This window comes from Microbacterium sp. SSM24, from assembly GCF_025989145.1.
GTDB lineage: Bacteria > Actinomycetota > Actinomycetes > Actinomycetales > Microbacteriaceae > Microbacterium.
Window position 1 is genome coordinate 1,744,541 of record NZ_JAPDNQ010000001.1, and the last position, 12,604, is coordinate 1,757,144.

The 12,604-nt window shown below is 68.6% G+C and carries 12 protein-coding genes and 2 tRNA genes; 11 read left to right on the forward strand and 3 right to left on the reverse strand.

What is annotated here, in order from left to right; all coding sequences use genetic code 11:
* Window position 1: 1 nt before the first annotated feature.
* The 3 genes from OL358_RS08015 to OL358_RS08025 all read left to right on the forward strand — a co-directional run bounded on the left by OL358_RS08015 (window position 2) and on the right by OL358_RS08025 (window position 3,464).
* Window positions 2-1,369, forward strand: a complete 1,368-nt coding sequence (locus OL358_RS08015; RefSeq protein WP_264709447.1) for an extracellular solute-binding protein — start codon at window positions 2-4, stop codon at window positions 1,367-1,369.
* 146 nt (window positions 1,370-1,515) lie between these two features.
* Window positions 1,516-2,484, forward strand: a complete 969-nt coding sequence (locus OL358_RS08020) for a carbohydrate ABC transporter permease (RefSeq protein ID WP_264709448.1) — start codon at window positions 1,516-1,518, stop codon at window positions 2,482-2,484.
* On the forward strand, window positions 2,481-3,464 hold the full coding sequence (locus OL358_RS08025) for a carbohydrate ABC transporter permease (protein ID WP_264709449.1): 984 nt from the start codon (window positions 2,481-2,483) through the stop codon (window positions 3,462-3,464). The genes OL358_RS08020 and OL358_RS08025 overlap by 4 nt, the downstream gene beginning before the upstream one ends.
* Before the next feature lie 105 nt (window positions 3,465-3,569).
* On the opposite strand, the gene OL358_RS08030 is transcribed toward OL358_RS08025, so the two are convergent.
* Both OL358_RS08030 and OL358_RS08035 read right to left on the reverse strand, forming a co-directional pair.
* Complete coding sequence (locus OL358_RS08030; RefSeq protein WP_264709450.1) at window positions 3,570-4,538, reverse strand: hypothetical protein; 969 nt, start codon at window positions 4,536-4,538, stop codon at window positions 3,570-3,572.
* A gap of 189 nt (window positions 4,539-4,727) precedes the next feature.
* Complete coding sequence (locus OL358_RS08035) at window positions 4,728-5,837, reverse strand: diacylglycerol/lipid kinase family protein (protein ID WP_264709451.1); 1,110 nt, start codon at window positions 5,835-5,837, stop codon at window positions 4,728-4,730.
* Window positions 5,838-5,903: 66 nt separating this feature from the next.
* On the opposite strand from OL358_RS08035, the gene serS reads away from it, so the two are divergent.
* From serS to OL358_RS08070, 7 genes are all read left to right on the forward strand, one after another.
* Window positions 5,904-7,178 (forward strand): serine--tRNA ligase, encoded by a 1,275-nt coding sequence (gene serS, locus OL358_RS08040; protein WP_264709452.1) that lies wholly within the window; start codon window positions 5,904-5,906, stop codon window positions 7,176-7,178.
* Entirely contained in the window at window positions 7,175-8,083 is a 909-nt protein-coding gene (locus OL358_RS08045; protein WP_264709453.1) for an HAD family hydrolase, read from the forward strand. Before serS ends, OL358_RS08045 begins: the two co-directional genes overlap by 4 nt.
* Window positions 8,084-8,218: 135 nt before the next feature.
* Window positions 8,219-8,303 (forward strand) — tRNA-Ser (locus OL358_RS08050).
* A gap of 52 nt (window positions 8,304-8,355) precedes the next feature.
* Window positions 8,356-9,633, forward strand: coding sequence for an LCP family protein (locus OL358_RS08055; RefSeq protein WP_264709454.1), 1,278 nt, complete (start codon window positions 8,356-8,358; stop codon window positions 9,631-9,633).
* Window positions 9,634-9,728: 95 nt separating this feature from the next.
* A complete protein-coding gene (locus OL358_RS08060) occupies window positions 9,729-10,922 on the forward strand; it encodes an LCP family protein (protein WP_264709455.1) in 1,194 nt (397 codons plus the stop codon).
* Between the two features lie 71 nt (window positions 10,923-10,993).
* Window positions 10,994-11,085, forward strand: a tRNA-Ser gene (locus OL358_RS08065).
* A 478-nt stretch (window positions 11,086-11,563) separates the two neighbouring features.
* On the forward strand, window positions 11,564-11,962 hold the full coding sequence (locus OL358_RS08070; RefSeq protein ID WP_264709456.1) for a RidA family protein: 399 nt from the start codon (window positions 11,564-11,566) through the stop codon (window positions 11,960-11,962).
* A gap of 40 nt (window positions 11,963-12,002) precedes the next feature.
* On the opposite strand, the gene OL358_RS08075 is transcribed toward OL358_RS08070, so the two are convergent.
* On the reverse strand, window positions 12,003-12,386 hold the full coding sequence (locus OL358_RS08075) for a LysR substrate-binding domain-containing protein (protein ID WP_264709457.1): 384 nt from the start codon (window positions 12,384-12,386) through the stop codon (window positions 12,003-12,005).
* Here OL358_RS08075 and OL358_RS08080 point away from each other — a divergent pair.
* A complete protein-coding gene (locus OL358_RS08080) occupies window positions 12,311-12,580 on the forward strand; it encodes a M20/M25/M40 family metallo-hydrolase (RefSeq protein WP_413631346.1) in 270 nt (89 codons plus the stop codon). The two genes, OL358_RS08075 and OL358_RS08080, sit on opposite strands and share 76 nt — an antisense overlap.
* Window positions 12,581-12,604 lie beyond the last annotated feature (24 nt).

The following is a 12,604-nucleotide window of genomic DNA, read 5'->3' on the forward strand; positions in this document are numbered from 1 at the left end:
GATGAAGTCACCAGCAAGGGTCCTGCTCGCCGGTGTCGCCGCCGCGGCGACCGTCGGCGCGCTCGTCGGCTGCTCCACGGCCGGAGGCGACGACAGCAGCGGAAAGACCGAGCTGCGCGTCGCGACGTTCCCTCCGGGAGCGGATGCCGCAGCCTACGAGGCCTTCGCGGCCCAGGAGAAGCAGTTCGAGGACGAGCATCCCGACATCGACATCATCGGTGTCGAGTACGAGTGGGAGGGCCCGACCTTCGCCGTGCAGCTCGCCGGCGGCAGCCTTCCCGACGTGTTCACGGTGCCGTTCACCGACGCGAAGACGCTGCTCGAGAATGATCAGCTGATGGATGTCACCGACGAGATGGATGAGCTCGGCTACACCGACAGCTTCAACCCGATCATCCTCGAGGGCGTCACCGGCGACGACGGGAAGATCTACGGCTTCCCGCGCCAGGCGTACGCCAACGCGCTGTCGTACAACCGCGAGCTGTTCGAGGCGGCGGGGCTCGACCCCGACAGCCCGCCGACGACGTGGGACGAGGTGCGCGAGTACGCGAAGAAGATCACGGATGCCACGGGCAAGGCCGGCTACTCGCAGATGGCGATCAACAACACGGGCGGCTGGCAGCTGACGGTGGGCACCGTCGCCCGCGGCGGTCGCACGCAGACCGACAACGGCGACGGCACCGCGCAGTCCACGATCGACAACGACGCCACACGCGGCGTGCTGCAGTTCCTGCACGACGTCAAGTGGGAGGACGGCTCGTTCGGCTCGAAGGTCGACCTCGACTGGGGCACGATCAACCAGGAGTTCGCCGCCGGCAACATCGGCATGTACACGACCGGCTCCGACATCTACACGGCGCTGGTGCGCGACTTCGGTCTCGACTCCGACGTGTACGGGCTGACCGTCATCCCGCTCGAGGGCGACGACCCGGGCACGCTCGGCGGCGGCGACATCGCCGTCATGAGCCCGACGATCGACGACGAGACCAAGGCCGCCGGCGTCGAGTGGATCGACTGGTACTACATGCAGAAGCTGCTGAACGAGGATGCCGCGGTGCAGGACGCCAAGACCCTCAACGAGTCGGGTCAGGCCGTGGGCACGCCGCTGCTGCCGGTGCTGAGCCGTGAGCTCTACGAGGAGTCGCTCGTCTGGATCGAGCCGTACATCAACGTGCCGCGCGAGCAGATGGCGCCGTTCACCGACGCGATCTGGGAGCAGACGCCCGTCGGCGAGGCCAAGGTCAAGACGCAGGAGGTCTACGCTCTCCTCGACACCGTGGTCCAGACCGTCCTCACCGATGAGAACGCCGACATCGACGCCCTCCTCGCGCAGGCCCAGACGGACGCACAGGCTCTGCTCGACTCGTAACCCCCGGATGCCGCGCCCGGCCTCGCCGCCGGGCGCGGCATCCATCCGCCCCCCTGTGTCCGTTTGTGCGGGCGAATGTCCGCTTCGCACCTCGCCCAGCCGACCATTTGCCCGCACAAACGGACCGACACCAGCAGAGGCACCCGATGACGATGACCACTGAGGAACGGCCGGCCGCGGCATCCGCGCCTCCTGCCCTGCCGCCCGCGCGGCGGAAGATCCGGCGCTCGCCGGCTACGTGGTATCGCGGGGGCGGGCTCGCGAACCTGCTGTTCGTGCTGCCGATGCTGTTCGTGTTCTTCTTCTTCTCGTGGTCGCCGATCGTGCAATCGGTGATCATGAGCCTGCAGAAGACGAACATGATCGTCTCGGAGTGGGTCGGTCTCGACAACTACCTCGCTGTGATGAGCGATCCCGAGCTCGGCCGCGCCGTCGTCAACACGGTGTACTTCGCTCTGCTGGCGCTGCTGTTCGGGTTCCCGCTTCCGCTGTTCGTCGCCGTGCTCATGAGCGAGGTGCGCCGCGGCAAGGGCCTGTACTCGGCGCTCGCGTATCTACCCGTCGTCATCCCGCCCGTGGTCGCTGTGCTGCTGTGGAAGTTCTTCTACAGCGCCGACCCGTCGGGCGTCTTCAACACCGTGCTCGGATGGTTCGGCATCCCGCCGCAGCCGTGGATCCAGTCGGCCGTGCAGGCGATGCCGTCCCTCGTGATCGAGGCGACGTGGGCGGCGGCGGGCGGATCGATCATCATCTACCTCGCCGCACTGCTCTCGGTGCCGCCGGAGCTGTACGACGCCGCCGAGGTCGACGGCGCGGGCATCTGGCGCAAGGTGTGGCACGTCACGCTGCCGCAGCTGCGCGGCATCCTCTTCATCATGCTGATCCTGCAGGTCATCGCGACCGCGCAGGTGTTCCTCGAGCCGTTCCTGTTCACCGGCGGCGGGCCCGCGGGGGCGACCAAGACGATCCTGCTCTACATCTACGACAAGGCGTTCCGCAACAGCCTGGGCGGCGACTACGGCGAGGCGACCGCGGTGTCGGTGCTGCTCGCGATCGTGCTCGCCGTGCTGTCCTGGCTGTATTTCAAGCTCACGAACCGCTGGAGCACCTCATGACCACGTCGATCTCCACCGCCGAGGGGCGCGAGGGGCTGCGGGGCTGGCTCGGCCGCCGCGGCGCCGGCGGCGGACGCAAGCGCGAGTCGCTCGACGACCTCGCCGAGCGCACGATCGTGTCGTCGAGCGAGCGCGGTCGTCCCGGCACGCGGATCGGGATGTCGCTGACCCACGCGTTCCTCTTCGTCACCCTCGTGATCGCCGGCCTCGGGCCGATCCTGTGGCTGGCGAAGTCGGCAGTGACCCCGACGCAGGACACGCTGCAGCAGCCGTTCGCCCTCTGGCCGAACGGGATCGACTGGGCCAACCTGTCGACGGCGTGGAACGACATCCACATCGACCTCTACTTCTGGAACACGATCGTGATCGCGCTGGGCGCGTGGTTCACGCAGCTGTTCATCGCGACGACCGCCGGCTACGCGCTGTCGGTGCTGCGGCCGAAGTACGCGCCGGTGCTGTCGGCGCTGGTGCTCGCGACGCTGTTCATCCCCGGCATCGTGCTGCTGGTGCCGCTGTACCTGACGATCGTCAACCCGCCGCTGCTCGGGGACGTCAGCCTGCTCAACAACTACCTCGCCGTGTGGCTGCCGATGGGGGCGAACGCGTTCAACATCCTGCTCGTGAAGCGCTTCTTCGACAATCTGCCGCGCGAGGTGTTCGAAGCCGCGAAGACCGATGGCGCCGGACCCTTCCGGCTGTTCTGGTCGATCGTGCTGCCGATGTCGAAGCCGATCCTCGGCGTGGTGTCGGTCTTCGCGATCATCGCGGCCTGGAAGGACTACCTCTGGCCCATGCTCGTGCTGCCCGACCCCGCGGTGCAGCCCCTGTCGGTACGGCTGCCGGCGGTGCAGTCCCAGACCGAGCTGGACGTGTTCCTCGCGGCCCTCGCGATCGCGACCCTGATCCCGATCGCGATGTTCCTCCTCTTCCAGTCCGTCTTCCTGCGTTCGGCGGGCCTCGGCGGCGCCGTGAAGGGCTGAGCCCCTCGCCGATGTTCGTTGCTCGTTCCGTTTGTGCGGCCGAATGTGCGCCTGCACGCGGCGACGGACGCACATTCGCCCGCACAAACGGACAGCGGCCGGGGGTCACGGACGCCAGCCTCGAGCCAGGAGCGCGGCGCGGACTCGACGGGTGACCGCGGTGGGGTCGGACATCTGCCCCTTGACGACCTGCACGACGAGCCAGCCCGCCGCGACGATGCGTTCGAGCTGCTCGGTGTCGAGGCGGAACTGTGCGTCATCCGTGCGGTGCTGCTCGCCGTTGTACTCCACCAGGACCCGGTGACGCGGATACGCGAGGTCGCCGTGGCGGACGAAGTCCCCTCGAACGTCGAACAGCGGATGGTTCACGATCGGCTCGGGCAGGAGCCCGTCGACCAGCATGAGCCGCAGTTCGGTCTCCTTCGGCGAGTCGGTGCGGGGGCGCACCAGTTCGAGCGCCGTGCGCAGCTTCTTCGCGCCGTGGCGTCCGGCGGACCTCTGCACCGCACTGCGCAACTCGGCCGTTGCGGCCGGTGGGTCGATGCGCCGCACGAGGTCGTCCCCGACGGCGACGAGTTCGCCGAGCCGCAGCAGCGGCGCGAGAGCGCACCAGGTCTGCACCGGACTGGTCACACGTCGACCGTCGACGACGACGGCCGAGCGGATGTCGCGAGGCGCCAAGTGCGACCGGATGCCCGCGACCTGCGGGCGCTTCTCCCGCTTCGCGACGGATACGTGCACCGACAGGTCCCGCCGGAGCCGCAGCGGCAGGGGGAGATGCTGCAGCCGTGCCGCGGTGGTGTGGCTGAGCACGGCGTGCGGTCCGAGGAGGGGGAGCGCGGCATCCACTCGTGCGAGTGCGACCGCCTCCAGCAGTCGCCAGTACTCGTCGGCCTCGCGGAGGTCCGCCTCGTCATGCCGGGCCAGGGAGGTGGACGCAACCCGAACGCCGTGGAAGGGCTTGAAGAGGTCGCTGCGGCGCAGTCGCCCGGCCGACGCGCCGAGCTGCCGGGCCGTGCTCGATCGAAACGGTCCGGGCGATAGCCCATCGGGGAGTGGTGCGGGTCGCGGCATCCGTCGACACTGCCCCCGATCGCCCCCGGTGCCGACCGGATCCCCCGACTGTGCCCGCACTCCCCGCACGGCCCGACCTGGGGAGGAACCCCCTGCGTCCGTTTGTGCGGGAGATTGTGCGCCTGAGTGCGGTGCCAGGCGCACATTTGCCCGCACAAACGGAAGCGTGCGGGGGGAGGGGGAGGGGGGCTACAGGCCGGTGGTGTCGTGGCCCCTGGGGACCGTGATCAGCAGCGCGCCGGCATCCACGCGCGTGCGCACGTGCACGGCCTCGCCGAATTCGTCACCGTCGAGCTGCACCGGCGTCGCGTTGGTCGTCGCGATCTCGATGCCCGCGCCGCGGGAGTACCTCACGGAGTTGTCCTTCGTGCGCAGGGCGAGCACCCGGCGGCCGGCGCGGAACCGCCGCAGCACACTGTTGTCCCACGCGACGCGCCGCCACACGAAGATCCACCCGAGCGCGCCCTTGGGCTGGAAGATCACGATGTCGAGGGCGCCGTCGGCGACGGATGCCTCGGGGATGAGCTCGAGGCCCGCGGGAAGGGATCCGCAATTGGCGAAGAGCACGCTCTGCACGCGCGCGGAGTGCAGCCGCGAGCCGTCGAGCTGGTACATGACGCGGAACGGCTTGGCCGAGGCGAGCGAGCGGGCCGCGCCGTCGACGTACGCCACCCAGCCGACGGTCTTCTTCAGCTGCGGACTGGTGTTCGCGATCATGGCGGCGTCGAGCCCCATGCCGCCCATCACCACGAAGGCGTGCTCGGCGGTGGTGCCGTCGGGGCGCCGCAGCGCGGCCCATCCGACATCCATCGGCAGGCGATCGCCGTCGAACGTCGCCCGCACCATCGCGTCGCCGCCGTCCAGCGGCAGCCGCAGATTGCGCGCGAGCAGGTTCCCGGTCCCGCTGGGCACGATGGTGAGGGGCACGCCGCTTCCGGTCATCGCCTCCGACACCGCGCGGACCGTGCCGTCGCCGCCCGCGACGAGCACCGCGTCGACGCCCGCCTCGAGCGCCTGGCGGGTCACGTCGTCACCGAGGTCGTCGACCGTCGTCTCGTAGAAGAGAGGCTCCGACCAGCCGGCCTCGCCTGCGAGCCGCTCGACCGTCGCCCGGAGCGCGCGGGCGTCGACCTTGATCGGGTTGTAGACGAGAGCGACCTTCGACGAGGGGCGCTCGCCGGCGTCCTCGATCGGCCGAGGGCCGCCTTCGGAACCGACCCGGCCCGCTTCGCCGCCGTCGCCTTCGGCCGTGTCGTCGTCGCGCGCGGGTTCGTCGTTCGATCCGGATGCCGCGGCCATGCGTCCCACCCTAGGGCTGGACGCCGCCGCACGGCGTCCTCGGCGCCCGGCGACTAGGCTTGCAGGGTGATCGATCCTGCCCTCCTCCGCGAGAATCCCGAGCTGGTCAAGCGCTCGCAGGAGGCCCGTGGCGAGTCTCCCGACACGGTCGACGCGGCGCTCGCCGCCGATCGCGATCGCCGTGCAGCCATCACCTCCTTCGAAGAGCTCCGCGCGGCGCAGAACGCGCACGGCAAGAAGGTCGCGCAGGCGCCGAAGGAGGAGAAGGCGGCCCTCGTGGCCGAGGCCAAGCAGCTCAGCGAGCGGGTCAAGCAGGCCCAGCACGCGGTCACGGCCGCGGAGGAGGCATCCGACCTCGCCCTCTCGAAGATCGAGAACATCGTCATCGACGGCGTACCGGCCGGCGGCGAGGACGACTTCGTCACGCTCCGCACGCACGGCGAGACGCCCGCGTTCGACTTCGAGCCGCGCGACCACCTGGCGCTCGGCGAGCTGCTCGATGCGATCGACATGGAGCGCGGCACCAAGGTCTCGGGCAGCCGCTTCTACTTCCTCAAGGGCATCGGTGCGCGCCTCGAGCTCGCGCTCATGAGCCTCGCGCTCGATCGTGCGCTGCAGGAGGGTTTCATCCCGCTGATCCCCCCGACGCTCGTGCGTCCCGAGGTCATGCGCGGCACCGGGTTCCTCGGCCAGCACGCCGCCGAGGTCTACCACCTCGAAGACGACGACCTGTACCTCGTCGGCACGAGCGAGGTGCCGCTCGCCGGCTACCACATGGACGAGATCCTCGACCTCGGCAAGGGCCCCAAGCGCTACGCCGGCTGGTCCACCTGCTACCGGCGCGAGGCGGGCTCATACGGCAAGGACACCCGCGGGATCATCCGCGTGCACCAGTTCAACAAGCTCGAGATGTTCGTCTACACGACCCGCGAAGACGCCGAGGCCGAGCACCTGCGGCTGGTCGGACTGCAGGAGCGGATGCTGCAGGACCTCGGCCTGAGCTACCGCGTGATCGACGTCGCCGCCGGCGACCTCGGCTCGAGCGCGGCGCGCAAGTACGACGTCGAGGCGTGGGTTCCCACGCAGGGCGCCTACCGCGAGCTCACATCGACGTCGAACTGCACGACGTATCAGGCGCGCCGGCTCGACATCCGTCACCGGCTGCCCGCCGACCGCGGGGGCAAGACCGAGCACGTCGCGACGCTCAACGGCACGCTCGCCACCACGCGGTGGATCGTCGCGATGCTCGAGACGCACCAGCGCGAGGACGGCTCGGTCGTCGTGCCCGAGGTGCTCCGCCCGTACCTCGGGGGACTCGAGGTCATGGAGCCCGTCGCGTGACCGAAGCGCATCTGCCTCCGACCGGGTCCGTCAAGGTCGTGAAGCCCAAGAAGGCCGCGAAGCTCGTCGAGCGGGTCGCGCGCGACACCGAGGACGAGACGGTCGCCACCGAGCGGCTCCTCATCGCGCTCGACATCGACGGCACAGTGATCCTCGAAGACGAGTCGCTCAGCCCCGGAGTGGTCGATGCCGTCGCGCACGCGCAGCGCGCCGGGCACGAGGTGATGATCGCGACCGGCCGCAGCTGGGAGGGAACGCAGGGCATCCTGCGCATGCTCGGGATCGCGCCGGAGTACGTCGTGTGCTCGAACGGCGCCGTGGTGCTCAAGCGCGTCGATGCCGACGAGCTGCACTACGAACGCGACCACGTCGAGACGTTCGACCCCGCCGAGGTGCTGACGCAGCTGCGTGAGCACCTTCCCGACGCGCGCTACCTCGTCGAGCTGCCCGACGGACGACGGCTGTACACGGAGTACCTCGATGACTGGAACCTCGTGCACGCCCAGCGCGTGACCTTCGAGGAGCTCGCCGCGCAGCCCGTGTGCCGCATCGTCGTGGTCGCCCCCGACCAGCGCGAGCAGGACTTCACCGACCTGGTCGAGCGCATCGGTCTCCACCAGGTCTCGTACGCCGTGGGCTGGACCGCGTGGCTCGACATCGCCCCGCAGGGCGTCGACAAGAGCACCGGCCTCGAGCTCGTGCGCACCGAGCTGGGCATCGATCCGGCGCATGTCCTCGTGATCGGCGACGGCCGTAACGATGTCGGCATGTTCGGGTGGGCGCTCGAGAACGGCGGCCGCGCGGTGGCGATGGAGCAGGGGCCCCAAGAGGTTCGGGATGCCGCGGGCGAGACGACGACGTCGGTGTCGGCCGGCGGAGTGGCCGAGGTGCTGCGCCGCCTCTGACGCCAGAGGCGGGATGGCGGCATCCGGTGCGCCTTTCAGAGCTTGCACAGGCGTGCCTGGAAGAATGTCTCGACAGTGCTGTCGGCTAGACTCGACGCCTGTTCGACGGTTGCCTCCACCCGGGGTTGTTCGTCGGGAGGGTTGTCCGAGCGGCCGATGGACCTGGTCTTGAAAACCAGTGGGCAGCAATGTCCCGTGGGTTCGAATCCCACACCCTCCGCAGAAGGTTGGTCGGGGGGCGAACCGTGAGCGAGCACCCCGAGAGGAACCGAGTGGCTGAGACGACCAAGCCCGCCAAGCGCGGCCGTCGCACCGTCGCACGCCACGGTGAACTCACGTCGCCGCACCCGTTCTCGCTGATCATGAAGGTGCTCGGCGTGATGGTGGCCGTCGTCCTCGTCTCGGGTGCCGGTGTCGCCGCATATGCCGCGATCGACATCACCACGAGCATCGCCGAGAACTCCGTCGAACTCGAGGGGCAGGCTCCGGTTCCGCCCGACATCGGCGCGATCGAGGGCGGCGTGAACGTGCTGCTGGTCGGCACCGATGAGTGCGAGCCCGAGTACGCGAGCATCTTCGGTGATCGCTGCACCGGGGCCGACTCGGGCGGCCAGCTCAACGACGTCAACATGCTGCTGCACATCTCCGACAATCCGCGTCGTGTGACGGTGGTCTCGTTCCCGCGCGACCTGATGGCTCCTATCCCCTCGTGCACGCGCGAAGACGGCTCGGTCAGCTCGGCGATGTCGAAGCAGCAGCTGAACTCGGCGTGGTCCTACGGCGGGCTGTCGTGCGTCACGAAGACGATCTCCGAGCTGAGCGGAATGAACATCCCGTTCGCAGCGAAGGTCAGCTTCGGCAACGTGATCAACATCACCGACGCGATCGGCGGCGTCGATGTCTGCATCGGCAACGGCGGTATCCGCGACTACTACACGGCCATCGACTGGCCGGCCGGAAACCGCAACGTCAAGGGCGTCGAGGCCCTCCAGTTCCTGCGCACCCGTCACGGGCTCCAGAACGGCAGCGACCTCGCCCGCATCAGCAACCAGCAGCAGTACATGTCGAGCCTGGCCCGCAAGCTCACGAGTGAAGACGTCCTGTCGAACCCCGCGACGCTGTACAAGCTCGCAACGACGGCCGTCGACAACATCACGCCGAGCCAGTCGCTGGCCAACCCGACGACGATCGTGCAGATCGCGCTCGCGGTGAAGGACGTGCCGCTCGACGAGATCGTGTTCCTGCAGTACCCGGTCAACACCGATCCCGACGACATCAACCGCGTCGTCCCGAACTACGGTGCCGCCGACACGCTCTGGCAGCTGCTCGCCGAGAACAAGGCGATCAACGTGACGAACAACCCGGATGCCGGCGGCGGCGTCATCGCCGTCGACCCCGATCCGGCACAGACTCCCGCAGCGACGCCCGAGCCGACCGCCTCGGGCACGCCGGCGGCGACCGAGGCCGCGGTCGATCTTCCGAGCTCGATCTCGGGAACCTCAGGCGCTGACCAGACCTGCTCGGCGGGCAATCTGCGGGCGAACGGCTGATGGCGGCGGACACCCGACCCTCCCGTGGGGGCCGCGCTCCGATGGCGCGCCACGCGGTTCATCGGGAGCGGCATCCGCTCCTCAGGTTCATTGCGATGGCCGCCGTGGCGCTCGGGGTCGTCGGTGCCAGCGCCGTGGGTCTCGTGGCCTTCAATGTGTGGGATGCCGCGAACTCCCTCGCCGCGAACGCCGTCGTCATCGGCAAGGACAAGCCCCTGCCGCCGTCCCTCGGGGCGATCGAGGGCGGTGTGAACCTCCTCGTGGTCGGGACCGACTCGTGCGAGGGTGCGAATGCGTCGCTGTCGGGTGCATGCCAGAACGGTGACACCGCGGGGGAGCGCAACGACGTCACGATGCTCGTCCACATCTCGGACGAGCCCCGTCGGGTGACGGTCGTGTCGTTCCCGCGCGACATGGTCGTGCCCATTCCGTCGTGCCCGACCGAGGACGGCTCGGGCAGCTACTCGGCGATGAGCGCGCAGATGCTGAACGCGTCGTACCAGTACGGCGGGCTGGCGTGCACGGTGCTCACGATCGAGGAGCTCATCGGCGACGACATCGACTTCGCCGCAGCGATCCGCTGGACGGGCGTCATCAACATGTCGGACGCCATCGGCGGCGTCGATGTGTGCGTCGCCGGCGACGTCAACGATCCGCACACCGGCCTGTCGCTCACTGCCGGCACGCACACCCTCCAGGGTGTCGAGGCGCTGCAGTTCCTGCGCATGCGCCACGGCATCGGCGACGGCTCCGATCTCGGGCGCATCTCGAACCAGCAGCAGTTCATGTCGTCGCTCGTACGCAAGCTGCAGTCCGACTCCGTGCTCGCCAACCCGACCGTGCTGCTGAACCTCGCGACCACCGCGATCAGCCAGGTGCAGAAGCAGCAGCTGGTCCTGAGCCAGTCGCTCGCGAACCCGACGCTCATGGTGCAGATCGCGATGGCGGTCAAGGACGTCCCCTACGAGGACATCGTCTTCGTGCAGTACCCGACGGCGTACTCCTCCGGGTACAGCAGGGTCGTGCCCGTCACTGAGGCTGCCGACGTGCTGTTCACCGCGCTGCGCGAGAACAAGCCCCTCGCCCTCACCGGCGAGGCGAGCCAGGGCTACGGCGTCGAGGTCACAGGCGAGGCCGCGAAGCCGACCCCGTCGGCGACCGCCACCCCCGACCCGACCGGCTCGGCCGCCCCGGGCGAGACGCCGGTCGCCGAGGAGCGGGTCGACCTGCCGTCCGACATCGCCGGCCAGACCGCGGCGCAGACCACCTGCACCGTCCCCCAGCGCTGACGGTTCGAATCGGCCGCGGTGAGCGGTTATGATTGCTGGGCGCGTCCGTGCCTTTTCGAAGCCGGATGCCTGGAGACGTCGCATAGTTCGGCCTAGTGCACCACCCTGCTAAGGTGGAGTCCCCTCACGGGGACCGAGGGTTCAAATCCCTCCGTCTCCGCCATGAATAGCCCCGATCAGGGGCTATTTCTGTTTCCGCGTGAGAACGATGTGAGAAGAGTATGCGCATGTTTCGTGCGCCCGCGCGCGATGTTGTCCGGTTCGGGCGGCGTTCGGTTCACTTCACGAACCGCGGAATCACGCGGATCTCGACGCCCTCACCTCGGCATCGACGGCGGCCGACGAAGGAGACGCGGGGATCGATTCCCTCCGTCTCCGCATGGACCGGATCGCGCGTGTGCGATGCCATTCACGGCAGCTCGCGGACTGAGGCTACTGAGTGGGAACACGCTGGGAACGGGACGGGGAACAGCCGTCGCGAGATCATCGCGCGGGCTTTTCTCATCTGGTTTGCCGGATGGTTTGTTCTCGAGCGCATGGGCCGAGGGGTGGTCTGTCCACGGTAGGCGGGCGAGATCGCGTCACAGTCACCCGAACCTACAGGCAGCCCCGCACGGAACGGATGCTCGTATCCTGATGAAATGCCGCGTTCCGTCGTTGCCGATCCCGCCGCACCGAGGCCAGTCGGGCCGTACTCGCACGCCGCGTCCGGCCCAGGCGATGTGCTGTACCTTTCCGGCCAGACCCCGATCGATCCGGATACGGCAGCGCTGAGTGATGGAGGGATCCGGGAGCAGACTGAGCGGGTGTTCGCGAATCTCGCGTCGGTTCTGGCGGCCGCCGATCGGAGCTTCGACGACGTGGTGAAAGTGAACGTCTATCTGATCGATATGGCCGATTTCGATGCGATGAACACCGTCTATGCCGGCGTGTTCTCGCCGCCGTACCCGGCACGCACCACCGTTGCTGTGGCAGGGCTTCCTCTTGGCGCACGAGTCGAGATCGAACTCGTCGCAACCTCACCCGTTCCCCCCAGTTAGTCGCGCGCACCGCCGCGCGCGGGCGAACCGCAACTCACCATCACAGCCTGACGTCTGTTGATGCTGTGTGCAGTGCCGCGGTCGCGGCGGCGACGATGGGACTTGTCTCGCTTCCGGCCCTGATAGAGAGGTCGATCGTGCGCGCGGCGCCGAGAGGCACAAGACGCACGCCCTCGAGATCGCGCACACTCAGGTTCGGGAGGAATCCCGCGGCGAGGCCGTGCGCCACGATCTCGGCGTGAAGATAGACGTCGGCTGACTCGTAGGCCACGCGGGGCACGAATCCCGCGTCGCGGCAGACGCTGTCGGTCCAGTGACGCACGCTGCTGCCGACGTGCTCCACGACCCATGGGTTCTCGACAAGATCGGAGAGTGATCGCGCGCGCTGCCGCTCGCGTCGGCCAATCGGACGCAAAGGGTTCACCTGTCATGGCGAGCGAGGACTTCGGGCTATACGCCGACCACGTTCCGGCCAACTTCACCTTCATCGGCAACGGACTCGCCGGCCAGCGCGGGGGCGTCCCGCTGCACAGTCACGACTACGACTTCAACGACGCCATATTGCCCGTGGGGATCCGGTACTACAGCGCTCTCGCCGCCCGAACGACTCTCGAGTGATAGATCGCCATTCTCGCTCCTCGG

Bases quoted from the DNA above. Each gene is read 5' to 3' on its own strand.
- OL358_RS08060 (WP_264709455.1), top strand. From the start codon at position 9,729: ATGGCCGCCGTGGCGCTCGGGGTCGTCGGTGCCAGCGCCGTGGGTCTC.
- OL358_RS08070 (WP_264709456.1), top strand. From the start codon at position 11,564: ATGCCGCGTTCCGTCGTTGCCGATCCCGCCGCACCGAGGCCAGTCGGG.
- OL358_RS08080 (WP_413631346.1), top strand. From the start codon at position 12,311: ATGGGTTCTCGACAAGATCGGAGAGTGATCGCGCGCGCTGCCGCTCGC.
- OL358_RS08025 (WP_264709449.1), top strand. From the start codon at position 2,481: ATGACCACGTCGATCTCCACCGCCGAGGGGCGCGAGGGGCTGCGGGGC.
- OL358_RS08035 (WP_264709451.1), bottom strand. From the start codon at position 5,837: ATGGCCGCGGCATCCGGATCGAACGACGAACCCGCGCGCGACGACGAC.
- OL358_RS08015 (WP_264709447.1), top strand. From the start codon at position 2: ATGAAGTCACCAGCAAGGGTCCTGCTCGCCGGTGTCGCCGCCGCGGCG.
- OL358_RS08030 (WP_264709450.1), bottom strand. From the start codon at position 4,538: ATGCCGCGACCCGCACCACTCCCCGATGGGCTATCGCCCGGACCGTTT.
- OL358_RS08020 (WP_264709448.1), top strand. From the start codon at position 1,516: ATGACGATGACCACTGAGGAACGGCCGGCCGCGGCATCCGCGCCTCCT.